Annotated in this window: 28 protein-coding genes; 8 read left to right on the forward strand and 20 right to left on the reverse strand. The window is 61.3% G+C overall.

Features of this window, described 5'->3' with window-relative positions; all coding sequences use genetic code 11:
- Positions 1 to 8: 8 nt before the first annotated feature.
- Positions 9 to 1,028, reverse strand: coding sequence for a 1-aminocyclopropane-1-carboxylate deaminase (locus WNZ15_RS23355; protein WP_342895441.1), 1,020 nt, complete (start codon positions 1,026 to 1,028; stop codon positions 9 to 11).
- 137 nt (positions 1,029 to 1,165) lie between these two features.
- On the opposite strand from WNZ15_RS23355, the gene WNZ15_RS23360 reads away from it, so the two are divergent.
- Positions 1,166 to 1,642, forward strand: a complete 477-nt coding sequence (locus WNZ15_RS23360) for an Lrp/AsnC ligand binding domain-containing protein (RefSeq protein ID WP_342895442.1) — start codon at positions 1,166 to 1,168, stop codon at positions 1,640 to 1,642.
- Positions 1,643 to 1,840: 198 nt separating this feature from the next.
- Here WNZ15_RS23360 and WNZ15_RS23365 read toward each other — a convergent pair whose 3' ends face one another.
- The 5 genes from WNZ15_RS23365 to WNZ15_RS23385 form a co-directional block, all read right to left on the reverse strand.
- Positions 1,841 to 2,593: an ABC transporter permease subunit gene (locus tag WNZ15_RS23365; protein ID WP_342895443.1), complete on the reverse strand. Its 753-nt coding sequence runs from the start codon at positions 2,591 to 2,593 to the stop codon at positions 1,841 to 1,843.
- A 9-nt stretch (positions 2,594 to 2,602) separates the two neighbouring features.
- Entirely contained in the window at positions 2,603 to 3,403 is an 801-nt protein-coding gene (locus WNZ15_RS23370) for an ABC transporter ATP-binding protein (protein WP_342895444.1), read from the reverse strand.
- Positions 3,390 to 4,151: an ABC transporter permease subunit gene (locus WNZ15_RS23375; protein WP_342895445.1), complete on the reverse strand. Its 762-nt coding sequence runs from the start codon at positions 4,149 to 4,151 to the stop codon at positions 3,390 to 3,392. Before WNZ15_RS23375 ends, WNZ15_RS23370 begins: the two co-directional genes overlap by 14 nt.
- 68 nt (positions 4,152 to 4,219) lie before the next feature.
- The gene (locus tag WNZ15_RS23380) at positions 4,220 to 5,197 is read right to left on the reverse strand and encodes an ABC transporter substrate-binding protein (RefSeq protein ID WP_342895446.1); all 978 of its coding nucleotides are present in this window, start codon (positions 5,195 to 5,197) and stop codon (positions 4,220 to 4,222) included.
- A 94-nt stretch (positions 5,198 to 5,291) separates the two neighbouring features.
- Positions 5,292 to 5,981 (reverse strand): FCD domain-containing protein, encoded by a 690-nt coding sequence (locus tag WNZ15_RS23385; RefSeq protein ID WP_342895447.1) that lies wholly within the window; start codon positions 5,979 to 5,981, stop codon positions 5,292 to 5,294.
- A 197-nt stretch (positions 5,982 to 6,178) separates the two neighbouring features.
- On the opposite strand from WNZ15_RS23385, the gene WNZ15_RS23390 reads away from it, so the two are divergent.
- Together WNZ15_RS23390 and WNZ15_RS23395 are read left to right on the forward strand one after the other, a co-directional pair.
- Positions 6,179 to 6,865, forward strand: a complete 687-nt coding sequence (locus tag WNZ15_RS23390; protein ID WP_342895448.1) for a fumarylacetoacetate hydrolase family protein — start codon at positions 6,179 to 6,181, stop codon at positions 6,863 to 6,865.
- A gap of 413 nt (positions 6,866 to 7,278) precedes the next feature.
- Positions 7,279 to 9,054: an SLC13 family permease gene (locus WNZ15_RS23395; RefSeq protein WP_342895449.1), complete on the forward strand. Its 1,776-nt coding sequence runs from the start codon at positions 7,279 to 7,281 to the stop codon at positions 9,052 to 9,054.
- Positions 9,055 to 9,097: 43 nt separating this feature from the next.
- On the opposite strand, the gene WNZ15_RS23400 is transcribed toward WNZ15_RS23395, so the two are convergent.
- The gene (locus WNZ15_RS23400) at positions 9,098 to 9,802 is read right to left on the reverse strand and encodes an NAD(P)H-dependent oxidoreductase (protein ID WP_342895450.1); all 705 of its coding nucleotides are present in this window, start codon (positions 9,800 to 9,802) and stop codon (positions 9,098 to 9,100) included.
- Between the two features lie 148 nt (positions 9,803 to 9,950).
- Here WNZ15_RS23400 and WNZ15_RS23405 point away from each other — a divergent pair, with 148 nt between their 5' ends.
- The 5 genes from WNZ15_RS23405 to WNZ15_RS23425 all read left to right on the forward strand — a co-directional run bounded on the left by WNZ15_RS23405 (position 9,951) and on the right by WNZ15_RS23425 (position 13,278).
- The gene (locus WNZ15_RS23405; protein WP_342895451.1) at positions 9,951 to 10,880 is read left to right on the forward strand and encodes a LysR substrate-binding domain-containing protein; all 930 of its coding nucleotides are present in this window, start codon (positions 9,951 to 9,953) and stop codon (positions 10,878 to 10,880) included.
- A gap of 14 nt (positions 10,881 to 10,894) precedes the next feature.
- A complete protein-coding gene (locus WNZ15_RS23410; RefSeq protein WP_342895452.1) occupies positions 10,895 to 11,794 on the forward strand; it encodes an NAD(P)-dependent oxidoreductase in 900 nt (299 codons plus the stop codon).
- 102 nt (positions 11,795 to 11,896) lie between these two features.
- On the forward strand, positions 11,897 to 12,259 hold the full coding sequence (locus WNZ15_RS23415; protein WP_342895453.1) for a hypothetical protein: 363 nt from the start codon (positions 11,897 to 11,899) through the stop codon (positions 12,257 to 12,259).
- Between the two features lie 75 nt (positions 12,260 to 12,334).
- Positions 12,335 to 12,793, forward strand: a complete 459-nt coding sequence (locus WNZ15_RS23420) for a MaoC family dehydratase (RefSeq protein ID WP_342895454.1) — start codon at positions 12,335 to 12,337, stop codon at positions 12,791 to 12,793.
- Complete coding sequence (locus WNZ15_RS23425; RefSeq protein WP_342895455.1) at positions 12,790 to 13,278, forward strand: MaoC family dehydratase; 489 nt, start codon at positions 12,790 to 12,792, stop codon at positions 13,276 to 13,278. The genes WNZ15_RS23420 and WNZ15_RS23425 overlap by 4 nt, the downstream gene beginning before the upstream one ends.
- Positions 13,279 to 13,337: 59 nt before the next feature.
- Here the strand turns inward: WNZ15_RS23425 and WNZ15_RS23430 are convergent, their stop codons facing one another.
- The 13 genes from WNZ15_RS23430 to WNZ15_RS23490 form a co-directional block, all read right to left on the reverse strand.
- On the reverse strand, positions 13,338 to 14,360 hold the full coding sequence (locus tag WNZ15_RS23430) for a methyltransferase (protein ID WP_342895456.1): 1,023 nt from the start codon (positions 14,358 to 14,360) through the stop codon (positions 13,338 to 13,340).
- Positions 14,361 to 14,820: 460 nt separating this feature from the next.
- The gene (locus tag WNZ15_RS23435) at positions 14,821 to 15,300 is read right to left on the reverse strand and encodes a GNAT family N-acetyltransferase (RefSeq protein WP_342895457.1); all 480 of its coding nucleotides are present in this window, start codon (positions 15,298 to 15,300) and stop codon (positions 14,821 to 14,823) included.
- A 9-nt stretch (positions 15,301 to 15,309) separates the two neighbouring features.
- On the reverse strand, positions 15,310 to 15,945 hold the full coding sequence (gene bluB / locus WNZ15_RS23440) for a 5,6-dimethylbenzimidazole synthase (protein ID WP_342895458.1): 636 nt from the start codon (positions 15,943 to 15,945) through the stop codon (positions 15,310 to 15,312).
- A 33-nt stretch (positions 15,946 to 15,978) separates the two neighbouring features.
- Positions 15,979 to 16,527 carry an adenine phosphoribosyltransferase gene (locus tag WNZ15_RS23445; RefSeq protein WP_342895459.1) on the reverse strand — a complete coding sequence of 183 codons (549 nt, stop codon included), beginning with the start codon at positions 16,525 to 16,527 and terminating at the stop codon, positions 15,979 to 15,981.
- A 104-nt stretch (positions 16,528 to 16,631) separates the two neighbouring features.
- A complete protein-coding gene (locus WNZ15_RS23450) occupies positions 16,632 to 17,510 on the reverse strand; it encodes an S-methyl-5'-thioadenosine phosphorylase (RefSeq protein WP_342895460.1) in 879 nt (292 codons plus the stop codon).
- 65 nt (positions 17,511 to 17,575) lie between these two features.
- The gene (locus tag WNZ15_RS23455) at positions 17,576 to 18,067 is read right to left on the reverse strand and encodes a heme-binding protein (RefSeq protein ID WP_342895461.1); all 492 of its coding nucleotides are present in this window, start codon (positions 18,065 to 18,067) and stop codon (positions 17,576 to 17,578) included.
- Positions 18,068 to 18,137: 70 nt separating this feature from the next.
- Complete coding sequence (locus WNZ15_RS23460) at positions 18,138 to 19,022, reverse strand: cytochrome c1 (RefSeq protein WP_342895462.1); 885 nt, start codon at positions 19,020 to 19,022, stop codon at positions 18,138 to 18,140.
- 30 nt (positions 19,023 to 19,052) lie between these two features.
- Complete coding sequence (locus tag WNZ15_RS23465; protein WP_342895463.1) at positions 19,053 to 20,318, reverse strand: cytochrome b/b6; 1,266 nt, start codon at positions 20,316 to 20,318, stop codon at positions 19,053 to 19,055.
- Positions 20,319 to 20,343: 25 nt separating this feature from the next.
- Positions 20,344 to 20,904, reverse strand: coding sequence for a ubiquinol-cytochrome c reductase iron-sulfur subunit (gene petA, locus WNZ15_RS23470; RefSeq protein WP_342895464.1), 561 nt, complete (start codon positions 20,902 to 20,904; stop codon positions 20,344 to 20,346).
- Between the two features lie 316 nt (positions 20,905 to 21,220).
- Positions 21,221 to 23,059 (reverse strand): ABC transporter ATP-binding protein, encoded by a 1,839-nt coding sequence (locus WNZ15_RS23475; protein ID WP_342895465.1) that lies wholly within the window; start codon positions 23,057 to 23,059, stop codon positions 21,221 to 21,223.
- On the reverse strand, positions 23,052 to 23,567 hold the full coding sequence (locus WNZ15_RS23480; protein WP_342895466.1) for a hypothetical protein: 516 nt from the start codon (positions 23,565 to 23,567) through the stop codon (positions 23,052 to 23,054). Before WNZ15_RS23480 ends, WNZ15_RS23475 begins: the two co-directional genes overlap by 8 nt.
- Before the next feature lie 381 nt (positions 23,568 to 23,948).
- Positions 23,949 to 24,350 carry a DUF2177 family protein gene (locus WNZ15_RS23485; protein WP_342895467.1) on the reverse strand — a complete coding sequence of 134 codons (402 nt, stop codon included), beginning with the start codon at positions 24,348 to 24,350 and terminating at the stop codon, positions 23,949 to 23,951.
- A 51-nt stretch (positions 24,351 to 24,401) separates the two neighbouring features.
- Positions 24,402 to 26,273, reverse strand: a complete 1,872-nt coding sequence (locus WNZ15_RS23490; protein ID WP_342895468.1) for an ABC transporter ATP-binding protein — start codon at positions 26,271 to 26,273, stop codon at positions 24,402 to 24,404.
- Positions 26,274 to 26,393 lie beyond the last annotated feature (120 nt).

Below are 26,393 nucleotides of genomic sequence, written 5' to 3' on the forward strand. Positions count from 1 at the left end.
AGATGCCGTCAGCCATCCTTGTAATAGTAGCTGTAGCCGTTCAGCGCGGGAGCGCCACCAAGGTGGGCGTAGAGCACCCTGGAACCCTTCGGGAAAAAGCCCTTCCTGGCAAGGTCGATCATGCCCTGCATGGATTTGCCCTCGTAAACCGGGTCGGTCATCATCGCCTCGGTCTTGGCGGCAAGACGGATCGCGTCGTTGGTTTCCTCCGACGGCACACCGTAGGCCGGGTAGGCATAGTCCGGATTGATGTGGATTTCGTCATCAAGGACGGTCCGGCCCAATCCGACCAGTTCAGCCGTGTTGTCCACGATGGACCGCACTTGTGCCCGGGTCTGGTCGACCGTTCCCGATGCATCGATCCCGATCACGCGGTCGGCGCGGTCCTGCGCCGCAAACCCCACGACCATCCCTGCCTGGGTTGATCCTGTGACGACGCAGACCACGATGTAGTCGAACCTGAAACCGAGTTCTTCTTCTTGCCGTGCCACTTCCTCGGCAAAGCCGATGTAGCCGAGGGCTCCATATTTGTGCACCGAAGCACCAGCCGGAATGGGATAGGGGGTGCCGCCTGCGTCCTTCACCGACTGAATGGCATCTTCCCAACTCTTCCGGATACCGATGTCGAACCCGTCTTCGACCAGTCGGCTGTCGGCCCCCATCAGCCGGGTCAGCATGATATTGCCGACGCGATCGTAAACCGCATCGTAGTGGGGCACCCACTTCTCCTGGATCACCACGCATTTCATGCCGATCTTGGCGGCGGTGGCCGCCACCATGCGCGTGTGGTTGGACTGGACCCCTCCAATGGAAACAAGCGTGTCGGCTCCGCTCGCGATGGCGTCCGGCACGATGTATTCGAGCTTGCGCAGCTTGTTTCCACCGAAAGCCAGGCCCGAGTTGCAGTCGTCGCGCTTGGCATGAAACGCCACATCCGCGCCGACAGCTTCGCTCAGGCGCGGCAGGTGTTCGATGGCGGTTTCTCCGAAGGTGAGAGGGTAGCGTTCGAATTTGTCGAGCAAGGACATGGCGATCTCCTGATTTCAAGTCTGGAAATCCTAGCAAAGAGAAAGCGGAAGGTGCTTTCTGAATTGATCGCCAAAATCATTCTGTCTTCCTGTTTTTCAGCCATAAAACCATGTGATAAGAGAAACAGACGACAAAAATGAAAGAATCTTCCATGACTGATCTGGACCGGATCGACAAGAACATACTGCGCCGCCTTCAGTCAGACGGAAGATTGACGAATGCCGAGCTCGCAAAAGCGGTCAATGTCAGCCCCGCGACGTGCCACAGGCGGACCCAGGCCTTGTTTGAAGGCGGGCACGTCACCCGTGTTACAGCGCAGATCAACCCGACCTCCGTTGACCTGGGAACACTGGTGATGGTCGGTGTCGTGCTTGACCGCTCGACCCCGGAGAGCTTCGCAACCTTCGAGGAGGCGGTGTCCGGCATGAACGAGTTGCTGGACTGCCACCTGGTTGCGGGAGAATTTGACTACCTGCTGAAAATCCGGGTCAGCGACATGAACGACTTCAACACCATTCACAACAAGATGCTGATCGCTCTGCCCGGTGTCCGGCAGATCCGCACGTTCTTCGTTCTCAAGGAGATCAAGGAGAACGCCCCGCTCGCGTTCTAGGTCACATACCCGCTGCTCGCCGGGCAACAATCCGTTTGGGCTGCGTGTCGTTACCCGGGGCCGTCTCGTTCCGACATCAGGCGTCCGGCTGACGGCCGTGCACCGGGGGCGGCTCGAATGACACCGCCCCGGCGGACCAGCCGGGACGGTGTGTGTTGATCAAGGCCGTGGGCCTTGGGTCGGTCTTAGGACCTGGGCCTACCGCTTGGCCGCATAGTAGGACACCCGGCGTTCCATATAGGCCAGGACTTCCGAAACGGAAAAGGCCAGTGCGAACAGCACGATCAGCACCGCCCAGAAGTGGGCCATCAGGAAGTTGTTGGCATAAAGCTCGAACAGTGCGCCGAATCCGACGATGGAAATCAGCAGCTGGCCGATGATCACCCCCTTCACCGCGCGGATCACCCCGATACGCACGCCGCCCAGAATTTCGGGAAGCGCGGCCCAGAAATAGATCTTGTAGAAGGCCTGGAGCGGATTGGCACCGTAACACCGTGCCATTTCGATCAGGGACCTGTTGATCTGCAGCACCCCTGCCCTTGCATTCAGGATGATGATCCAGATCGCGAACAGGGTCGTGGTGATGATGATCGATCGCATGCCGAACCCGAACAGCACCATGAGCACCGGCACGAGGGCCGTCAGCGGTGCGCTCAGGAACATGTTGACCCAGGGCAGCAGCAGCTCGTCCACCAGCCGGCTCTTGCCCATCAGGATCCCGACCGGGATGCCGATGACAATCGCCGCCAGAACGCCGACCGCAAACGCATAGGCCGTTTCCGACAGCGCCTTCAGAAAGGGCGCCGTGCCGATCACGGACATCAGCGTCACGACCACTTCAGACAGCGGAGGGACGAAGAAGGTGAGGTTCAGCTGGCCGACGATTTCCCACAGGAGCCCCCACAGGAGCAGCGAGGACATGGCGGGCAGGCGGTATCCGAAAAGTGTCATGATGGCCTCCTATTCCACATAGCTGCGCAGGGACGCCCAGATGCCGTCGACGATGTCCAGGTATTCCAAATCCCGGCGGATGTTGTCGACATTCTTGTGCCGCAGACCCGCCGGCCGGATGATTTCCGATACACGGCTCGGCCGCGGCAGAAGGATCGCGATCTGGTCGGAGACATAGACCGCTTCCTCGATCGAGTGGGTCACGAAGATGAAGGTCTTGTTTTCAAGCTGCACCAGGTTCAGGAGATCTTCTTGGAACTTGCGCCGGGTCTGCTCGTCGACCGCGGAGAACGGCTCGTCCATGAGCAGCACATCCGCATCGACCGAAAGCGCGCGGGCCAGACCGACACGCTGACGCATGCCGCCGGAAAGCTCGTGCGGGTAACTCTTCTCGAATCCCGCCAGACCGACTTCCGCGATGTATTTTTCCGCGATCGCTTCGCGTTCGGACTTCGCGACCCCGCGCAGTTCCAGCCCGAAGGCCACGTTCCTGAGCACGCTGGCCCAGGGCAGCAGGGCAAAGTCCTGGAACACGAACGCCCGGTCCGGTCCCGGCCCCGTGACGGGTTTGCCGTTGACCTCGATCTCGCCGGAATTGGGTTTCAGAAGACCGGCGATGATCTTCAGCAGGGTGGTCTTGCCGCATCCGGACGGTCCGAGCAGCGACGTGAGCTGGCCGCGCGGAAATTCCAGGGACATGTCCTTGAGCGCTTCAACCTTGCCGTAGGTCTTGGAAATACCACGCGCCACAACGGCATTGTCGGCTTTCGGAACGCCTGTTGTTTCTACGGCTTCTTTAATCTGAGGCATAACCACGGACATTTCCTTCGAACAGATGAACCTCGAGCCGTTCCAGCAGATTGAGGAAGAGAACGGCCAGGAGAATGATGGAGAAGATCGCCGCGTACATGGCGGGGTAGTCCGCGATCGAACGGCTGTAGGTGATGATGTCGCCGACCCCGGTCGGCGTGATTTTCAGTTCCGCAAGGATGGCCCCGATGAAACCGGCGGAAATGCCGAGCCGCAGCCCGCTGAAGATGACCGGCGACGCTGCCGGAACGATGATCTTCACGATGACCTCGGTCCGCGAGGCGAGAAAGGACTGGCCCATCTCCTTCAGCGAGGACGGCGTGTTGCGAACAGCCCCTGCGGTGTTGAGCACGATGACGGGCATCGCCATGATGCAGACCACGAAGACCTTGGAGGTCAGTCCGATGCCATAGGCCATCACCAGCAGCGGGATGAGCGCGGCCAGAGGCGCGGCCTGCATGACGATGAAGATCGGTGAGAACAGCCATTCGAACTTGCGGCTGAGGCCGATCCAGAGCCCCAGGCCGATCCCCAGAAACGCCGAGATGGCGATACCGATGACCAATGGACGCAGCGTCTCGACATAGGCCTGAAGAAGCGTGCCGTCGACGGCCATGCGGCCGAGCGCGGCCATGGATTCAAGGAACGTTGGAAAAGCGTAGCTGACCGGGATCATGCCGGCAATCTGCCAGGCTCCGAAGAGCACCAGCGCGGACACGATCTTGAGCCAGAAAGAACGACGGACCATAAGCCGCATTCCCTTTCATTTGGAATGATGGGCGGCCGCCGGCATTGGCGGGCGGCCGCTGGAGTGACTTATTGCGTGGCGGATTCCAGTGGCTTGAGATACCAGAAGTCCTCGACATTCAGCGTCGACAGGTCTCCCTCAAGCTGACCGGCATTGGAGTACCACTCCAGGTCTGCCTTGGCCGCAATCTGGCCGCCGCCGTTCGGGTCGTAGAGACCTCCGGCAACCGCATCGGCATAGAATGTGTCGAGATTGCCCAGGATTTCCGGCGGAAGTTGCCCGATCGGCCCATTGGGGTCGGTTTCCTTGGAAATGATCGTCGGGTCTTCGGCCATGTCCCGCCACACGCTGAGCAGCGCATTGACGAAGATGCCGACATCTTCCTCGTTGTTCTTAATCCAGTCCAGATTGGCGAACAGGGCCTCGTCGCTGGCATCGACCTCGAACATCGGCAGGACGTTGAACCTGTCGCCGGCGATCTTCATCACCTTGTTCTTGTTGGACAGGTCGACGATCGTGGCTTCCGTCTGGCCCGCCATCAGTGCGGCCACCCGGTTGGAGGAGCCCGGCACGTAGGACCGGTCGCCGAACTCGATGCCGACCTTGTCCTCGATCACGTTGGCGATGGAATCCGTGCCGCCGCCGCGCGAATGCAGCATGATCGGCTCGCCGTTCAGGTCTTCCAGCGTGCTGTATTTCTTGGACGTGACCGGGAAGAACTTCAGCTTGGAAAGCTGAAACACGATCCGGATAGGCGCCTTGGAGCGCTGCATGGCCGCATAGGGCGTACCGAAGCCGATGTCCATCTGGCCGCTCAGGACCGCCTGAATGGCCAGTTCCTCGTCGGAGAAGGCCGTCCATTCGTAGTCGAGACCATTGGCCTTGGCCCTGTCGAGGGCGACAAAGAAGGCCGCGAGTTCGTCGGACGGCGTTTCCGCCAGGGCGATCTTGATCTTGCCTGCGGCTGCCGCCGGGGTGGCAATCAGGGCAATCGCGAGCGGTATCGATGCCGCGGCTGCTCCCAGTTTGCGCAATAGTGTTTTCATGGTTTTCCTCCCGAGTGATGAACCTTTCGGTCCGTTGCTTCAGTACCCGTCCCGGCTTCTTTGGCTCGTTGGACGCCTGAAAAGATGGGGTGCGTCACACTTCTCCAAAGAGGCGTGCCGATACCGAACTGATGTGCAGCCACATGGCGTCATGGGCTGCCTTGGGATCGCGGGCCTCTATGGCCGCGCAGATCCGGTCATGTTCCGCGAAACTGGTATGACTTTCCGGTGGCCGGGTGGTTTCGCGGATAACCGTGCTGACGGCGACGGCGCGCCGGACACCGTTGAGCTGGTCGAACAGGGCGCGCAGCAGGATGTTGTCGGTCGCTTCGGCGATCGCCTGGTGAAACAGGTCGTCCTGGGTCTCGTAGTCTTCCCAGTTGGTCGCGGACTGCGCCCTGTCCTTGATCTGCCGGATCGTGACCGCCGCCTGACGCGAGGCATTGATCGCCGCCTCCCGGGCGATCACCGCCTCGATGCACTGCCGGGCACGCATCATCTTCACCGGCGTGATCTGATGGCCGATATCGGTCAGCAGTCCGGGGTCCGCAATGCCGTCCGGTCCGGCAACGAAGGTGCCCTTGCCGACATGGCGCCAGATCATGCCCTGACGTTCCAGCAACTCCAGCGCCTTGCGCAGGCTGCTGCGGCTCATGCCGAGCTGGCCGATCAGGTCGCGTTCCGCCGGCAACCTGTCTCCCGGCGCAAGCCCTTGCGTCTCGATGAATTCCTTCAGAAGACGAACCGCTTCGCTGCGGTCTGACGGTTCCGGCCGGATTAACACGAAAGGGCAACTCCAATTTCAGGGACACACGATCAATTGAACCAATTGACCGATCAATTTCGGATCAATATACCGATTAATGTCGAATCAATCCGAATTTGCAAGATAAAATCGACGAAAAAAATATTGGTTGTGATTGATCGATTTTCGAGTAGGGTCTTCCCTTCAGGAAAAACGAAAACACGCAGAGGTGCTTGATGTCTGAATTCGTGATCGCCCCGCCCGAGCTGGCAACCTTGCCGGTGAAGGGGACGGACAGCCGGTTTCCGGTCCGCCGGGTTTATTGCATTGGCCGCAACTACGCGGCCCATGCTGTCGAGATGGGTCACGATCCCGACAAGGAGCCGCCCTTTTTCTTCCAGAAGAACCCCAACAACCTTGTCGTCGGAAGCGAGTTTCCCTACCCGCCGAAATCGGAAGATGTCCATCACGAGGCGGAACTCGCGGTTGCGCTGAAATCCGGCGGCCACAACATTCCCGTCGAAGCCGCGCTCGACCATGTCTACGGCTATGCCGTTTCCCTCGACATGACGCGCCGCGACCTTCAGGGCGCGGCCAAGAAGATGGGCCGCCCCTGGGAAACCGGCAAGGCGTTCGAGCAATCCGCGCCGATCACCCCGCTGGTGCCCGTTTCGGAAAGCGCCCACCCGGACAAGGGTGCCATCCGGCTCACCGTCAACGGTGATCTGCGCCAGGAGGGCGACCTCAACCAGATGATCTGGAAGGTCCCGGAAATGATCTCCTACCTGTCCGACTATTTCGAACTGGCCGCCGGTGACGTGATCCTCACCGGAACCCCTTCCGGTGTCGGCCCGGTCGAACGCGGCGACAAGCTCGTCGTAACGGTGGACGGCCTGCCGTCGCTGGAAGTCACCGTGGTCTGATCCCGGCGCTTTCCCGAAATTCCGGACCCCGCAGGCCATCGGCCGGCGGGGTCTGTTCGCGCTGTCACAGCGCGGCACGTCCCAGGATCCGCCGACCGCCCCTGCCTCGGGAAAGGCCCCGGTAATGCGCTGCGATCTTCACAAGGCTCCCGTGGCCCCTTGGCCGCATTTGCTCCCGGCGCGTTCGCCTGCCACTGGCCTCCGAAAACAGCGGCCCGCGGGACCAGCCTCATCATGACACCCTGCTCGGCAAACAATCCCGGCCGCGCGCGCACCTTCCGCAACCGGCCGGCATGATCCCGGCCCGGCCGCTTCACACAGCGCTCGAACCGGCGCACGATGGGCCTTGTGATCGGACCAGCGTCATGATCATCTGACCCTCAAGATATTATCCGTGCCGGAGCCCACCGTCCGTGACATTTGACCAAACCGCCCTGTTTCTGCTGTTCGGCGTCGTTTTCGCCCTGCTTGTCTGGGGCCGCATCCGCTTCGATCTGGTCGCCTTTGCGGCCCTGATTCTCGGCGCCCTTCTCGGACTGGTTCCCTCCGGCGAGGTTTTCAGCGGATTTGGCCATCCCGCCGTCATCATCATCGCCCTGGTCCTGATCGTCTCCAAAGGGCTGATGAATTCCGGCGCGGTGGAACTTGTCGCCGCGCGTCTTCTGTCGGCATCGCGGGGTCTGGCGCAGCATATCGGCCTGATGGCCGTGGTCGGGGCCGGTCTTTCCGGCATCATCAACAATGTCGCCGCGCTTGCGCTGCTCATGCCGCTTGATCTGGAATCGGCACGCAAGGCCGGCCGTGCGGCGGGTCTGTCCCTGATGCCGCTGTCCTTTGCGACCATTCTTGGCGGCATGATCACCCTGATCGGCACGCCGCCGAACATCGTGATCGCCCAGTACCGTTCCGACGCGCTTGGCGCGCCCTTCTCCATGTTCGATTTCGCGCCGGTCGGCCTCGCGGTCGCCATCAGCGGCATCGCCTTTGTCGCGCTGATCGGCTGGCGTCTGCTGCCCCGGCATTTCCGCGACAAGCCCAAGGAGGAAGGTTTCGCCGAAAGCCTTTATTCCGCCGAGTTGAAGGTTGGCCAGATAGCGGAGGGCAAGGCCCTGACGGTGGGCGACCTCTACCCGGTCGCCGACGACAAGGATGTCGCGATCATCGGTCTCATCCGCAACGGCCGCCGCATGCGGGGCTTCGCCCGCCGCGAGCCGATCAGGAGCGGCGACTTTCTGTTCGTCGAGGGCGACCCGAAGGCAATCGAGGCCTTCATGGGCGCCGCGAAGCTGGAGTTCGCCGGATCCGAACGGCACAAGGGCGGGCTCAACGGCAGTGCCCTGTCCCTGGTCGAGGCGATCGTTCCCGATCATGCCCGGATCGTCGGACGGTCGACTTTCGACCTCCGCCTGCTCAACCGTCACAGCGTGACCCTGCTCGGCATTTCCAGGCAGGGCCGGCGCATCCAGAAACGGGTCCGTCACGAAGCGATCCGTCCGGGCGACGTATTGCTGCTTCTCGGTGCGCCCGAACGGCTGGAAAATGCCAGCCAATGGCTCGGTGTGCTGCCGCTGGAGGGCCGCCAGACCGGCATGATCCAGCGCAACAAGGCCTGGCTCGCCATCGCCGGCTTCGCCCTGGCCATCACCGCGGCGGTCGCAGGCATTGCCTATCTGCCCGTGGCCCTTGCCGCCTGTGTGATTTTCTATGCCGCCAGCGGTCTCGTCACCGGCGCCGAGGTCTACCAGTCGGTGGAATGGAAGGTGATCGTCCTGCTCGGTTCCCTGATCCCGCTCGGGCAGGCTTTCGAGCAGGCAGGCAACGCGCAGCTGATCGCCGATGGCATTCTCACGATCACTGCGGGCGCCCCCGCCTGGGTGACGCTGACCGTTCTCATGATCGTCACCATGACCCTGTCGGATTTCCTGAACAATGTGGCCACCTGCCTGATCGCCGCGCCGATCTCCGTTCAGATCGCCAACACGCTCGAAGCCAATCCGGACCCTTTCCTGATGGGCGTCGCCGTGGCGGCCTCCTGCGCGTTCCTGACCCCGATCGGACACAAGAACAACACCATCATCATGGGCCCGGGCGGCTACCGGTTCGGCGACTACTGGCGCATGGGCCTGCCCCTCGAAATCCTGGTGCTCGCCGTTGCCATTCCGGCCATTCTGATCTTCTGGCCGCTCTGACATCGAATGCGGCCCCGAAGAATGGACGCAAAGAGTTGTGCTTTCACACGCCCTTACCCAATTCGGCCTGACCTTGACCGACACGGACGTTCAGTCGACCGGCAAGCTCATCGACTTGGCTCTCGGCCAAATCGATTGACGCCAGAAGACGTTCGTCCGCGAACTCGTCGAATTCGATGGCAATGGAATGGACATCGGTTATGCCGATATAGGCAAACGGCGTCTTTATCCCCGGCTCCAAGTGATTCTGCGCTTCGAGCCGCCCTCCTGGCCCGTAGCCGAAGTCGCCCCGCGAAGACAGCAGCACCAGTGTTCTCCCCGGCGGCACCATTGGCCAGTAAGGGGCGCCTGACCGGTTCTTGTCGAACCCGAAGGTCCGGCCCACACGGACAATGTTGTCGATATAGGCCTTGAACTGCGCCGGGGCACCAAAATTATACATCGGCACGCCCACAAGTATGATGTCCGCGCTCAGGAGTTCATCGACAAGCCTGTCGCTTTCCGCAAGTACTTCGCGCATCCATGGCTCGCGATCTTCCGCTTTGGTGAAAGCGGCGTGGATCCATCGCCCGGTGACAGGTGCAGGACAGTCCGCGCTCACATCGCGGTAGATTACCCTATCTGCGGGCCGGCATTCACTCCAGGTTTTGACGAACCGGCGCGTCAACCTCCGGCTATGCGATCCGAACCGGTGTTCATCCGAGCCGCCGGTTCGGGCGCTGGAATCGATATGCAGCAGGGTTGCCATGAAGCATCTCCTTCAATCGCAGAGGCGATTTTGAATGATTTATTCTCATCTTATGCGCAACAAATTTTGTTGCCTTTTTCGAGATAGTATTTAATTTTCAAATCAGCAAATTCGAATTTTTCAGCAATTGAGTGAACTGAATTCATCCATGAACTCCCTTCCTCCGCTCGCGTCCCTTCGAACCTTCGAAGCTGCTGCCCGCCACATGAGTTTCAAGCGCGCAGCCGATGAACTGGGTGTGACGCCAACGGCCGTCAGTCATCAGATCAGACTTCTGGAAGAGACGGTCGGTACAAGGCTGTTCGACCGGAAACCTCGCCAGGTCAGTCTCACCGAAGCAGGAAATCTGCTCTACCCGGTATTCCGCGAAGCCTTTTCAGCCATGACAGAAGCGCTCGGAAAAATCCGCCGCACCAGCGCCCGCAAAGCGGTCACGGTGACAACGACCACGGCGTTCGCCAGCGGATGGCTTGTTCCGAAAACCCGCGGGTTCAACATCACGAATCCCGGCATAACCTTGCGGTTGCAACCCTGCGAAACGGTGGTAGACCTGCGGTCCGGCGAAGCGGATTGTGCCATCCGCTATGGCAGCCCGCCGTTTTCGAACCTGATCGCCGAACCGCTGATGAAGGAACGCTTCGCTCCACTGTGCAGTCCGCGTCTGGGTATTCGCACATCGGATGACCTGAAAGCCCATACGCTGCTGCATTCCGTCTGGCATCGGCAGGATGACTTCACACCGACCTGGCACAAGTGGTGTGTCCACGCCGGCATCGACGACATCGATACGGCTGCAGGCACTGTTCTCACAAGCGACAGTCATGTTATTCAATCCGCGATTGCCGGTCAGGGCGTTGCCCTCCTGAGCGTCGTGCTCGCACAGGAAGCTCTTGAAAACGGCCTGCTCACGCAACCGTTCGGCCCCGAACTGGATGGTCTTGGATACTACTTTGTCTATTCGCCGGAAAAAGCGGATGACATGAAGGTCCTGGCCATCCGCAAATGGCTGTTTGCAGAGATCGGCGCATCGACCGGCGCTGACGTCACCCGGGAAGGACCTGATGTCCCCCATTTCTGAACAGGGACCCGTTTATGACCACTCAAAAGCGAATTTTGTTCACCGGCGGCACCGGCAAGGCCGGCAAACACGTCATCCCCTACCTGCTGGACCGTGGCCATCGGGTCGTCAATGTGGATCTCAGGCCTCTGGACCATCCCGGCGTCGACAACCTGACCGCGGACATCACGTCCTCCGGCGAGATGTTCAATGTCATGACAAGCTATGCCAATTTCGACGAGCTTGAACCCGGCAACGGCGTGCCCGCCTTTGACGCGGTGGTTCACTTTGCCGCCGTTCCGCGCATCCTGATCCATCCGGACAACCGCACCTTCGAGGTCAATACCGTCGGCACCTACAACGTCATCGAGGCGGCGGTGAAGCTGGGCATCCGCAAGATCATCATAGCGTCGTCGGAAACTACCTACGGCGTCTGCTTCGCCGATGGCGTGGTCGATCCGAAGGTGCTGCCCGTCGAGGAGGACTATGACGTCGATCCGATGGACAGCTACGGCCTGTCGAAGGTCGTCAACGAACAGACCGCCCGGGCCTTTCAGCGCCGGTCGGGCTTCGACATCTATGCGCTCAGGATCGGCAATGTCATCGAACCGGACGAGTATCACCGGTTTCCCGATTTTTTCCGCGATCCGGCACAGCGCCGCAGAAACATCTTCTGCTACATCGATGCCCGCGACCTCGGCCAGATCGTCGACCTGTGCCTGGAGAAGGACGGCCTCGGCTATCAGGTGTTCAATGCCGGCAATGATACGAATTCGGTCGACATTCCGAATTCGGAGATCCTCAAGCGGTTTTTCCCGGACGTTCCGCTCAGCCGGGACCTGGGCGAGCACGAGGCGCTGTTTTCCAATCGCAAGATCCGCGAAGTTCTGGGTTTCAAAGAAGAGCACGACTGGCGCAAGCACGTGACGAGCTGAAACCGGCACGGGGAACAGAACAGACGGTTGCCGCACTTGAATTTGCTTCGCTTCCGGCTGAGACTGGGCCGCGATGGCAGTGGGCCATCGGGGGGAAAGATCATGAACTTCATCAAGCTACTCTTGTTCGGAGCGGCCCTCGCTGCCGGGTCCCTTCCCGCATTGTCCCAGGGAACGGGGTCTGAAGGCTATTTTCAGATCCACAACAACACCGACAACAACATCCTGGTCGGCTTCTACACCGATGACGGCAGCGGCTGGAGCGACAACTGGCTCTCCGACGCACTCGCACCAGGCGAAGCCGCCACGGCGAATTTCATCGCCGACACCGGCAATTGCGACCAGATCTTCCAGCTCGGCTGGCTGGGTGAAAACGACACCGAAGTGCTGGACGAACCGATCAGCATCGACATCTGCGCCGCGAGCAATGTCTACATGGACGACAACGAAATATATTACGACTGATTTCCCGCCCGTCTCCATTCGTCACCATCGCGGGACCTCCCCGTTCCCGCCCCGCCACGACAACCTCCGGAAGCCATGTCCGACCTCCTCCATTTCGAAGATTTCACACCGGGCCAGGAATTCGACCTCGGCGCGCTCGTCGTCACCAGGGAGGAAGTCGTCGAGTTCGCCTCCGAGTTCGACCCTCAGCCCTTTCACCTCGATGAAGACGCCGGCAAGGCTTCCCTGCTGGGCGGCCTGGCCGCGTCCGGCTGGCATAGCGCCGCATTGGTCATGCGGCTTCTGGCGACCGGCCTTCTGACAAGGGCAACCTGCATGGGATCGCCCGGGATCAGCAAATTGCAATGGAAACACCCGGTCTTTCCGGGAGACGCCCTGACCGCGAAGGCCGAAGTCCTGAACAGAAAGGACCTGCGCAGCAAACCGGATCTCGGCATCGTGACCATGCGGGTGACCGCGCTGAACCAGTCGGCAACCGAAGTGCTCACTTGGGAAAACGCGATCCTGTTCTCCAGACGGGAGACAGTCGCATGACCGCCTTCTTCGACGACATTGAGGTTGGCGATACGCTCGACCTCGGGGCGCACACCTTCACCCGCGAGGAAATCATCCGCTTTGCGGAGAAATACGATCCGCAGGCGTTTCACCTCAGCGAGGAAGGGGCCGCCAGAACTCATTTCGGGCGGCTGTGCGCCTCCGGCTGGCACACGGCAGCGGTGTTCATGAAACTCTGGGTGGCCGCCTGCAAGACCCTGGACGACGCCGAACGGGCGGCGGGCCGCACACCGGCCCGGCTCGGCCCTTCGCCGGGTTTTGAGGATCTGAAATGGATCAAGCCCGTCTACGCCGGAGACACTCTGCGCTACAGCCATGTCGTCACCGGCAAGACGGAGAGCCGCAGTCGTCCGGAGTGGGGCCTGGTTCACTTCGACATGTCGGCGGTCAACCAGGACGGCAGGCTGGCCTTTTCATTCAAGGGCACGGTGTTCGTCGAGCGGCGAAAAAGCTTAAACGCCTGACCGGCACGTGAGACTTTAGCCCCTGCCGTCCCATTCCAGCCTATCGGCCCCTGCTGCCGTCACGCAGGTTTGCGGCCATGGACCAGCATGGTCATGCCCGGAATCATCGGTTCGGTGGAGATATCGATGAACCCGGCCGCTTCCATCAGTCCGGCCACATAGGAACTTGTGATCGACCTTGCCTCCGGGTTGAACGCCGTGTGCTGCAACTGCCACAGCGCGGCCAGTTTCGGCCCGTCCCGGCTTTCATCGACCATGAAGTCATGCACCATGAAATCGCCGCCGCGGGCGAGCACCGTGAACGCGTTGCGAACAAGCCCCGGGATCGATACGCCCGGCACCCCGGAAAACAGGTAGGACATCAGAACCGCGTCCGCGCGCGCCGGCCACGGGTCCTTCAGCGCATTGCCCGGCTGGTAGACGATCCGCTCCGAAAGCCCTTCCTCGGCAATGAACTCCTCGCCCACCCTGGCGACATTCGGAAAATCAAGAATGGTCGAACGCAGGGCCGGGTAGGCCTTGCACAGCGAGATGGAAAACGCCCCGGTGCCGCCGCCGACATCGAGCAGCGTTTTCGCCGCGGACAGGTCGATCAGTTTCGCAAGTCCCCGCCCCGGCCCGAGCGATCCCGCATGCTGGGACCGTGAATACAGCCGCGCTTCCTCCGGATCGCTGAACCAGTCCTCGTAGGAAGCAACCTGCTCCTTGTCGAGACTGTCGGTCAGCGCCTCGTTGAGCTGGGTCAGGAAGGGGTACATCTGCTTGTCGATCTGGAACCGCAGATAGTCGCCGAAATCATACTTGCGGCCCTTTACCAGAAACGCTTCCGCGGCCGGGGAATTGGTGAATCCGTCACCGTCTTTCCGCACCAGCCCGAGACTGGTCAGGGCGGTCAGAAGCGTGGTCGCCCGGTCAAGATCGAGCTCCGAATTCTCGGCGACTTCTTCCGGTGACAAGACTTTTTCGGAAAGAATTGAAAACAAACCAACATGAAGCGCAGAAAAAAGCGCCTTCGACCCCATGAAACCGAAAGCAATATCTGAAATTTCTTCGGCTGTTTCAAGTGATCTGGCAGCGACCATGAATGATCCTCCTCAGGAATTCTGAACTAGAGAAAAAGAGATTTTTCCCGGATCGGGAATGGAACTTGGAGTGGCCGAATTATAACTATTGTGCAGCGCAATGCAAATTGGTTGACTGCCCCAAGCCCTGTCGAAACGGCAGCTGCCGAGAACAGGCAGCAGCCGGCCCTTCGAGACAGCGCAACTCGGTTCCTCGGTTTGACCCGGGCAGGCGATCGGCCGGCGGTTCGCCTTCCCCGGAACGGCACACAGCCGTCCGGCAAGACACACACCGCTGGAGGCTGCGACCTGTCCTCGACCCGCAGTCCGGGCGCGGTACAAAAGCGAACGGTGTTCACCGCTTCTTTTTGAACGCTCTTTTCGGCCGCCTTGGGTGCGCGCGGCAGAAAATCAACCTTTGGAAAGCCTCCCATTGCCGCAAAGCGCCGGTGAACGACTGAAAAAGGCCGGAAAAGCTCCCTCAGAGCATTCGCGAAAACAGAACCTCGTCGCGGATCTCGATGCCGTAATCGCCGCGCAGCGGGATCTCGGGTTTTTTCTCGCGCTCCGCGTCGATGACCCCTTGCGCGATCCGCTCCAGCCGGAACCCCCGGCGCTGGTAGAAGCGGAAAGCGTCGAGATTGTCGTTGGAGGTGCGCACAATCAGGCGGCCGATGCCGTTCGCGCGCGCGTCGTCGACAACCGCATCGAGCAGCAGCGTACCGGTCCCGCCCCAGCGGCTGAGGGAATCCAGCGTGAGGATCTCCCACTCGCCGTCGCGCTTGATCAGGGTCACAAGGCCGACCAGCTCGTCGCCGTCATAGGCAACAAAACCGGGCAGGCTGGATGCATCGATGGTCTCGCCGTCGAGCAGCATCTCCGGACCGGCCCATCTGTCGGCCAGAAGCCGGAAGACGGCTTCCTTGTCGCTGTCGGTGATCCGGCGGATGACTACACTCATGTTCAGTCCTCATCGGTGGAGAATACGGGATGACAGCGGTGTTCGGGCCTGCCAGCGGGCCCGCTCCAGTTCCGGATCGACATGTTCCTCTTCCGGGTATCCGACACACAGATAAGCCACGAGCCGCCAGCCGGCGTCAACCTGCAGTGTGTGTGCGACCGTCTCCGGATCCAGGATCGACACCCAGCCGACACCGATCCCCTCCGCCCGGGCGGCCAGCCAGAACGTGTGGATCATGCTGACCGTCGAATAGGCCAGCGTCTCCGGCATGGTCCTGCGGCCAAGGCCGTGGCCCTGTTCCGGCGCCTCATCGCAAAAGACCGCCAGATGCACCGGCGCTTCTTTCAGGCCGGCCAGCTTGAGCTGCCGGTAGAGCAGCGCCCTGTCGTCGTCATAGGTCTTCGCCGCAAGCTCGTTCGAAGCCTCGAAGGCGGTCACGATCGCATCGCGCTTGTCCTGGTTGCCGACGACCACGATCCGCCAGGGCTGGCTGTTGCCGACGGACGGCGCCAGGTCGGCCAGGTCCAGCAAATGCGAGAGTTTGCCTTCCGGCAGCGGCTCGCTGCGGAACCGGCGCACATCTCGCCGCCATTTCAACAGGGTTTCGAAATCCCGCTGGAAGGCGTGGCTGAAGTCCGGCCGCATGGATCTGTCTCCGGCTCCTCCCGCCATCGCGCGTCAGTGCCCCGAAAATTCCACGAGCGTGCGCACCGGAACATTGAGCGCTTCCAGCTTCTTGCGTCCGCCCAGGTCCGGCAGGTCGACGATGAAACAGGCCGCCTCGATATTGGCTCCCATGGATCTGAGCAGTTTGCAGGCCGCTTCCGCGGTCCCGCCGGTCGCAATCAGGTCGTCGACCACCACCACCCTGTCACCGGGACGGATCGCGTCCTTGTGCACTTCCATTTCATCGAGGCCGTATTCGAGCGAATAGGCGATGCGCACGGTCTCGTGCGGCAGCTTGCCCTTCTTGCGGATCGGCACGAACCCGGCCGACAACTGATGCGCCACGGCGCCGCCCAGAATAAAGCCGCGCGCCTCGATCCCGGCAACCTGTTCGATCTTGGAGCCTGCCCAGGGCTGAACCAGGGCATCGACCGCCCGGCGGAAGGCCCGAGCATTGCCCAGAAGCGTCGTGATGTCCCGGAACAGAATGCCCTCTTTCGGGTAATCCTTGATCGTTCGGATCGCGCCGACAAGTTCATCCTGGATCGTCTGTTCGCTCATCGGGCTTTCTCTCTGTTTTCAGCATTCCGGCGTGAACACCGGCACAAGGGCTTATCAGGTCTTGTCCGCCTGCCGACGGCACCACCTGGTCTCGGTTCGCGGCTTCAGGTCCGGTTCAGCACCCGACCGGCAACCGCATCGAGCCTGGCAAGAAGAGCCGGATCACGATGGTCGGGTGCGGTCAGAAAGGCATATTCAAGCGCCGTGTCGGATCCGGCCGGACAGGACTGGTGATCCCGCGGCAGGTCCCGTGCCACGCGCGCGACAAGCCGCTGGGCGTTTTCCGCATTCTCGTGCAGCACCTTGATGATCGCCTGGATATCGACCTCGCCGTGGTCGGGATGCCAGCTGTCGTAATCGGTGACCATGGCAACCGTCGCGTAGCAGATCTCCGCCTCACGGGCGAGCTTGGCCTCCGGCATGTTGGTCATGCCGATCACGTCGCATCCCCAGGACCGGTACAGCCGGCTTTCGGCCAGGGACGAGAATTGCGGACCTTCCATCGCCAGATAAGTGCCGCCTTTCGCGTGGGCAAGCCCCTCGGCTTCGGCCGCCGCCGCGACCGCATCGACCAGCTTCGGACTGACGGGTGTCGCCATGGAGACATGGGCGACGCAGCCCGTGCCGAAGAAACTTTTCTCGCGGGCAATTGTGCGGTCGATGAACTGGTCCACCAGCACGAAGGACCCCGGGGCATGTTCTTCCTTGAGGGAGCCGCAGGCGGAAACCGACAGAAGGTCGGTGACACCACAGCGCTTCATCACGTCGATATTGGCGCGGTAGTTGATCGTGGTCGGCGAATAGACATGACCGCGGCCGTGCCGGGGCAGGAACACAACCTTGAGACCGTCGATCGTGCCGATACGGACCTGGTCGGAGGGCGCGCCCCAGGGGCTTTCGACGGCGATCCACTCCGCGTTTTCAAGACCGGGAAGATCGTAGATACCGGACCCGCCGATGATCCCCAAAACCGCCTGTACCATATCTGCTCCAAATGCCCTGCTGGATCCCGTCCACCGGTCCCGGGTCGCGCCCGGGCCAGCGAAGGTTATTTCAATTGTTCGGTGATCGCGTCAAGTCCGGCCCTGGCGCATTGGGCTTCATTTTCACGGCTGCCGCCACCGGAGACACCGATCCCGCCCAGAAGGTCGCCCGACAGGGACACGATGGGCAGGCCGCCTCCCACCGGCACGATACCCGGAACGGCCCCGAGATCCGCCTTGCCGCCATCGGCATTCAGCTGCTCAAGTTCGGAGGTCGGCAGGTTGAAGGACGCGGCGGTCCAGGCCTTGCGCCGCGCGGCTTCGCCCACATGGGCCCCGCCCATATTGCTGCGCAGGGTGACCTGTTCAACGCCGAACCGGTCGACAACCGACGCCCCCGCCTGAAAACCCGCCTCGTTGCAGACCTCGATCGCCCGCAATGCGGCCCGCATGGCAAGCTGCAGGTCCAGGACCTGGACGGCATGGGTTGCGGCCGCCTGCGAAAAAGCGGGACCAGGAAGACACAGGATTGCCAGAACCACCACTACGCGATGCATCGCGTTACCTCTCAAAGAAAAAGCCGCCGGAAAAACCGGCGGCTTCATCATGCACTGTGGCGGCGATCAATCAATGCTCAACATTGCGCCAGAGTTTCTTCTTGGTGAAGTAGAGCAGGCCCGCGAACACGATCAGGAAGATCATGACACGGAAGCCGATCTTCTTGCGATCTTCCAGATGGGGCTCGGCAGCCCACATCATGAACGCGGAAACATCGTGCGCATACTGGTCGACGGTCATCGGCGTGCCGTCGGTGTATTCAACCGCCTCGTCATAGAGCGGCGGTGCCATGCCGATCGGGCCGCCCGTCAGGTGTTCATCCGCGCATGCTTCGGCCGTCACCGAGCCGCCAAGGAATTTCGGATTGTAGTAGCCCGAGAAATCCTCGCCGAAACACGCCGGATTTTCTTCCGGATAGCTGGTCAGCAGAGCGTAGATGTAGTCCGCGCCCTGTTCCTGATACTGGGTGAACGCGTCGAAGACGAACCACGGGAAGCCGCGGTGGCCTGCGCGGGCCTTTGCCAGCAGGGAGAAGTCCGGCGGATAGGCGCCGCCGTTGGACGCGCGGGCGGCTTCTTCGTTGGGGAACGGCGATGGGAACTTGTCGGCCAGGATCCCCGGACGTTCATACATGTCGCCGTCCACATTGGGACCGTCGACAACGGTGTATTCCGACGCGATCTGCTTCGCCTGCTCCTCGGTGAAGCTCGGTCCGCCATCGTCGGCCAGGTTGCGGAAGGCCACCTGGCGCAGACCGTGACAGGACGCACAGACTTCGCGGTAAACCTTGAAGCCGCGCTGAACCTGGCCGCGATCGAAGAAGCCGAACGGGCCGGAGAAGGACCATTGCTCGCGCTCGATGTGCGGCGCGTCCCCGGCGGCAAGGGCCGGGGCAGCGGTGGCAAGGGCCGCCACCGCAGCGAGGGAACGAACCATTTTGATCATGGTGCTCATTGTCTCGATTAACTCCTGATCCGGGTCGCGTTACTTCGTTTCCGGCGCGGCAGCCGCACCGGCCGGTTTGCCGGAACCACCCTTAAGCACCGCTTCGGAGATAGACGCCGGCACAGGCCGCGGTTTCTCCATGAACCCGAGCATCGGCAAGACGACAAGGAAGTGGGCGAAATAGTAGATGGTGCAGATCCGGGACAGGATGACATACACGCCTTCGGCGGGCATGGCTCCGAGATAGCCCAGGATCACCGCGTTCAGGGCGAAGATCCAGAAGAACTGCTTGAACAGCGGACGGAAGGTGCCGGAGCGGACCTTGGACGTGTCCAGCCAGGGCAGCACGAACAGGATCGCGATGGCGCCGAACATGGCCAGGACGCCACCGAGCTTGTCCGGAACCGCGCGCAGGATCGCGTAGAACGGCAGGAAGTACCATTCCGGCACGATATGCGCCGGCGTCACCAGCGGGTTCGCCTCGATGTAGTTGTCCGGATGCCCCATGTAGTTGGGAACGTAGAAGGCGAACCAGGCGAACAGGATCATGAACATCACGATCGCGAACAGGTCCTTGATCGTATAGTACGGATGGAACGGCACCGTATCCTGTTTGGTCTTCGGCTGAACGCCCGTCGGGTTGTTGTTGCCCGTCGTGTGGAAGGCCCAGACGTGCAGGATCACCACGCCGAAGATCATGAACGGCAGCAGGTAGTGCAGCGAGAAGAACCGGTTCAACGTCGGGTTGTCGACGGCGAAGCCGCCCCACAGCCAGGTCCGGATCTCTTCGCCGACCAGAGGAATGGCCGAGAACAGGTTGGTGATCACCGTCGCGCCCCAGAAGGACATCTGGCCCCAGGGCAAAACGTAGCCCATGAAGGCAGTGCCCATCATGATCAGGAAGATGATCACGCCGAGGATCCACGAGATCTCGCGCGGCGCCTTGTATGAGCCGTAGTAGAGACCGCGGAAAATGTGGATGTAGACGGCGATGAAGAACATCGACGCGCCGTTGGTGTGCAGGTAGCGCAGCATCCAGCCGAAATTCACGTCGCGCATGATGTGCTCGACGCTGTCGAATGCGGCGCCCGCGCTCGGCGTGTAATGCATCGCCAGCACGATACCGGTGATGATCTGCGCAATCAGCATGAAGAAAAGAATGCCGCCGAAGGCCCACCAGTAGTTCAGATTCTTGGGCGTCGGGAAATCGACGAAGGAACCGCGAACGAGCGAAATGACCGGCAGGCGGCTTTCCAGCCACTTGGCCGCAGCGCTCTGCGGTACGTAATTCGAATGTCCAGCCATGGCTGTCTCCTGAAATTTCTTGCCGTTAGCCGATCTTGATCGTCGAGTCGCCGACGAACTCGAGCGGCGGAATCAGCAAATTCTCGGGAGCCGGGCCCTTGCGGATGCGGCCGGCGGTGTCGTAGTGGGACCCGTGACAGGGGCAGAACCATCCGCCGAAGTCGCCGGCATCGCCGAGCGGCACGCAGCCCAGATGGGTGCAGATACCGACCTGAACCAGCCAGTTCTCCTTGCCCGCGACGCCGCGGTTGACATCGGTCGCTTCCGCGGTGTCCGGAAGGTTGGCGTTACGCGCCAGCTGATCCGGAAGGTCCGCGACCGGAACCGAGGTGGCTTCCACCACTTCCGTCTCGGTGCGGTTGCGGATGAAGACCGGCTTTCCGCGCCATTTGACTGTAATTGATTGCCCCTCTTCCACGGCGGTGACATCGACCTCGATGGAGGCCAGCGCCAATGCGGAGGCATCCGGGTTCATCTGGTCGATGAAGGGCCATGCCAGCGCGCCAGCGCCCACGACGCCCATGGCGCCGGTCGCAATGTAGAGGAAATCCCGGCGGGTGGGTTCCGCCTGATCCGTATGTGCCAAGGTCGCGTCCTCTCGAAACCTGTTACCTGTACCGAAAGCCCGCTTCACGTTCGGGCCTGTCCCTTGAGACAAAGGATAGGCGGAAGCATGCCGGGCTCAACGGTGACCGGGTGCGGCAGTTGCCCGCACCGGCCAAGCGGTTTGTCTTTTTGCACCCTTCGAAACGCTTGTCCAGTTCAACAAACATCTCAAAACACATATGTCGCAGGCGAATCCGACACCGCGCCGCTTTTCTGCCCCTTTTTTGGGAAAGAGCGCAAGTCCGGAATTCACAGAAATCCCGGCCTTGCCCGTTTTCCTGGCCCTGCTCGACCGGTCACGCGGCCTGAACCGACGACAGGAAGCCACCGGACTGGTGCTGCCAGAGCTGGGCATAGAGGCCGTTTTGCTCGAGCAGTTCCCCGTGGCTGCCCTCCTCGATGATTTGCCCCTTGTCCATGACGATCAGCCTGTCCATGGCCGCGATCGTCGACAGCCGATGGGCAATCGCGATCACGGTCTTGCCCTCCATCAGGTCGAACAGGCTTTCCTGGATGGCCAGTTCAACCTCCGAGTCGAGCGCGGACGTGGCCTCGTCCAGCGCCAGGATCGGCGCGTTCTTCAACAGAACCCGCGCGATGGCGATCCGCTGACGCTGGCCGCCGGAGAGCTTGACGCCCCGTTCGCCCACATGGGCATCCAGCCCGGTGCGGCCGTTGAGATCCGTCAGCTCGCTGACGAAGTCGAGGGCATGGGCCTTCTCCAGGGCCGCCTCCACCTCGTCCCGGCCGACATCCGGCTTGCCATAGGCAACGTTCTCGAAAATCGACCTGTGCAGCAGCGAGGTGTCCTGCGTCACCACACCGACATTGGCGCGGATGTCGTCCTGGCGCACCTTGGCGATGTCCTGGCCGTCGATGAGGATCCGGCCCCGTTCCAGGTCGTAGAACCGCAGCAACAGGTTGACCAGCGTGGACTTGCCGGCGCCCGACCGGCCGATCAGGCCGATTTTTTCGCCGGAGCGGATGGTCAGGTCCAGGTCCTCGATGACACCCGTCTGCTTGCCGTAGTGAAAGCAGATCTTGTCGAACCGGATTTCGCCCGACGGCACGTCAAGTCCGACGGCGTCCCTTGCATCGACCACATCCCGCTCACGCGCGATGGTGTTGATGCCGTCCTGTACCGTTCCGATGTTCTCGAACAGGCCGGAGACCTCCCAGAGGATCCATTGCGACATGCCCTGGAACCTGAGCACCAGGGCGACCGCCACCGCGATTTCGCCGGTGGTGACCCGCCCGATCTGCCACAATCCGATCGACATCGCGCCAACGGCGAACAGAAGCATCATGTTGATGACGGTCAGGGAAATGTTCATGCCCGTGACCAGCCGCATCTGCAGGAAAACGGTCTTCAGGAACGCTGTCATCGACTCCTTGGCGTATTCCTCCTCGCGTTCGGCATGGGAGAACAGCTTGACCGTCGAGATGTTGGTATAGGCATCGACGACATGTCCGGTCATGAGCGAGCGCGTGTCCGCCTGCTCCCTGGAAACGTTCTTCAGACGCGGAATGAAGATCCGCATGGTCACCATGTAGCAGGCAAACCAGACCGCGAACGGAATCAGGAAATAGAGGCTCGCCTCCGCCACCACGAACAGGGCGGCGATGAAATAGACCGTGACATAGACCAGGATGTCGGCGATCCGGGTCACGACTTCGCGCACCGAAAGCGCGGTCTGCATCAGCTTGTTGGCGATCCGGCCGGCGAAATCGTTCTGATAGAACGAGATGCTCTGCCGCAGCAGATACCGGTGGACGCGCCAGCGCACCGACATGGGATACGTACCCATCAGGCCCTGATGGAACAGGATCTCCCAGATCGCCGCGAAGCCCGGCAACAGCACGAGCACCACCAGCCCCATCCACACCAGACGGGGCCAGTTGTCCTGAAAGAACGTCTCTGCGTTCTCCGTGCCGAGCCAGGTGACCAGTTCGCCCAGAAACGTGAAGATCATCACTTCCAGAAACGCGATCAGCGCTCCGAGAACGGACACCCCGGCCAGGATCGGCCAGACCGGTTTGGTATAGTACCAGCAGAAAGCCCAGAAGCCTTTTGGCGGCACGTCGAGTTCGGTTTTCTCGAACGGATCGACGAGTTTTTCGAAACGATCAAACATTACGGACCTTTCCCACCGTCAGGGGCTTCATTTTTCCGAATTTTTCAGGCCTTTCGGCCTCGCCCGCCGCTTTCGGCCGCACCACCACACCTCCGGAAGCAATTGCAGCCGATGCGATGAAACTGACCACGGCGAGCGCGAAGATGGCGGTGCCGAACAACAGGCTGCGGAGCCTGTCGGCATATTCGGCCGCCGTGAGGGTTTTTCCGTGAACCGCCACGCTCTCGACGGAGGCCAGCTCAAGAGAGACAATCGGGATGAACAGCAGAAACGTCAAAGCCGCAGTGGCCGCTGCGAACAGCAGGACAACTTTGACCCGTCGAAAACGGCTCTTGTCCCGGACCTGAAAATCCGGGGCTGCAAAATGACCGTCGACACCCCGCACCTTCACCAGGTCGTCGCGGATAAGGTCCGGCCCGAAGTCGGCCCGGAAGGGGCCGAAGGGATCTTGGAAAGACATTGGAATGCTCCAAATATCTGGAAATTGCGAACCGACGCCGGCGGACATGCCGTGACAAGGTCATGCAGCCACGGTGAGCGGCTTAAGCGTGACGTCAGGAAAAAGTTTGAAAAGTTCCAGGCCTCTTAGCGGAGGCGGGAAGAACCTTGGCGACAACCTGCGAGGGTCGCGAATGGATTGATCATGCGATGATCTGTCATGTAACGCCCTCCTGATTGTGCGACCGGGCGGTCGCTGGCCAAAGTTGCACCAACTTCTTCGAAGTCGATGGCGCTTGGTACCCGCTTATCGCGCATTTGGAAAGGGCAAATGCGACATTTCGCAGCATCGGCACGCGACCTGTTGCCCAACAGCAACATCGCTTCCACGCCCGGTTCAGCCACGCGCCCGGACGTGATTTGTGCCGGTCCGGAGACACTATGGCCGCGTCTAGGAAACCAGCCGCGTCAGGTAATAGCCCGCCCCCGCGGAAAAACCCGCCAGGAAGGTCCCCCAGGCAACGTCCACCGCGACAACGGCAAGCGGCCAGTTCCTGAGGGTGGCGAAGTTGGTGAGGTCATAGGTCGCATAGGTGAAGAAGCCGAACAGGGCACCATAGATCAGGGCGGTGGCGATGCTCTCGCCCTTGAGCGCGGGAGCCACGGCGAACACCACGATGCCCACGACGTAAAGGATATAGAACAGGCCGGCGGCCACCAGGTTGGGCTTGTCCATCAGCAGGTGACCGAGACGGTCGTAATAGAACCGTGTGGCCACCTGGGTCAGCCACACGAAGTCGATGGCCAGAAAAACCAGGGCAGTCGCGAAATAAGCGATGACAAGCTGGGGCATGATTTCCTCTGATGCAATGCCTGTGATCTACGCCCCCGGCACGGCTCCGGATCAGCTTTTTGCCGGCTCGCGGTCCGGCGCCGCGTTGTCTTCGAGAAATCCGCCGGACTGGCGGTGCCACAGTTGCGCGTAGAGACCGGTCTCGTCTTCCAGCAGCTTGTCGTGCGGACCCTGTTGCACGATCCGGCCCGCGTCCATGACGATCAGCCGGTCCATGGCCGCGATCGTCGACAGGCGGTGGGCGATCGCGATCACCGTCTTTCCGGCCATGAGCCCTTCCAGATTCTGCTGGATCGCGGCCTCGACTTCCGAATCCAGCGCCGAGGTTGCCTCGTCGAGCACCAGGATCGGCGCGTCCTTCAGCAGCACCCGCGCGATGGCGATCCGCTGGCGCTGGCCGCCTGACAGCTTGACGCCGCGCTCGCCGACAAAAGCGTCGAAGCCCTTGCGCCCGCGCAGGTCCTCCAGATGCGCGATGAACTCGCTCGCCCGTGCCTTTTCGGCCGCGTCCAGAAGCTCGGCCTCGGTGGCAGAAGTCCGGCCGTAGCGAATGTTCTCCCGGATCGAGCGGTGCAGCAGCGACGTGTCCTGGGTGACCATGCCGATGGATCTGCGCAGGCTTTCCTGACTCACCTCACGGATGTCCTGTCCGTCAATGAGGATACGGCCCGTTTCCACATCGAAGAACCTGAGCAGCAGACTGGTCAGCGTGGTCTTGCCCGCGCCCGAGGGACCGACCAGCCCGACGCGTTCGCCGGGGCGGATGGCCAGGTTCAGGTGTTCGATCACCCCGCCCGCCTTGCCATAGTGAAAGCGGATATTCTCGAACTGGATGGCGCCCTCGGAAACGCTCAGTTCGCGGGCGCCGGGAGCATCGGACAGGGCAATGGGTTTGACGATGGTCTCCATGCTGTCCTGAAGGGATCCGAAATTGCGAAACAGCGCGTTGAGCTGGTTGAACAGCCTGTTGAGCAGGATATTGAGACGCAGGACCAGGCTGAGCGCAAAGGCCACGTGGCCCGTACTGACGCCCCCGTCCTGCCAGGCCTTCAAGGCCATGGTGGAGATCGCCACGATCATGACGCCGTTGATGACGCTCATCAGAATGCGGACGGAGGACAGCAGCCGGGTGAAAACCTGCAGGCGCGCGATAAACGACTGGAAGGATGACTTCGCGCCCCGGCTTTCTTCTTCCGCCGATCCGAACAGCTTGACGGACTGGATATTGGTGTAGGTATCGACCAGACGTCCCGAAAGACCCGAATAGGCGTTGGCGACGTCCTTCGACGCCTTTCTCACGCGGGGCACGAGTGTCCACGCGGCCACGCCGAAACACACGAGCCAGACCGCGACAAGCGCCCCCAGCCGGATATCCAGTTCGGAAACGAGAACCAGCGTCGCCGCCGCATAGACGACGATGTACCAGGCAACCTGGAGCAGGTTGCTCATGAAGTCCCCCGCGGACAGTCCAGATTGCAGGACCTTTTGCGACAGCCGTCCGGCAAGATCGTCCTGGAAGTAACCCAGGGACTGCTTCATCACGCGCTGATGGCCCTGCCAGCGGACAAGCTGGAAAAAGCCGGGCACGATTGTCTGTTCCTCTGTCAGTGACACCAGCGCGTTGACGATCGAGCGCACGACCAGCACCACAAACGCCATGCCGAGCAGCGACCAGGCATGGGTGCTGAAGAAGGTCTCCCGATCTCCCCTTTCCAGCAGATCGACGATGTTCCCCAGGAAATTCGCGATCGACACCTCGATCATGGCGGAGGCGGCGCCCAGCACCAGCATCGCCAGGAACGGCCAACGCACCTGGCGGACGAAATGGAACAGAAAGGCAAGGCCGCCGCGCGGCATGTCGGCGTCGGGCGGGTCCCGGAACGGATCGATCCAGGATTCGAACAGGCGGAACAAAGGGGACACTGGACGTCTCCAAAAGGGCAGGAGCGAATCTTGAGCCCATCCTAAGCACCCGCCAGGGCCTGGCCCAGTGAATTTATGTAACTGTTTTCATCCGGAGGATGACAAACCGGAGAACCGTTG

Origin of the sequence: Roseibium sp. AS2, from assembly GCF_038900065.1 — a bacterium.
In the GTDB taxonomy this organism is placed as follows: Bacteria; Pseudomonadota; Alphaproteobacteria; order Rhizobiales; family Stappiaceae; genus Roseibium.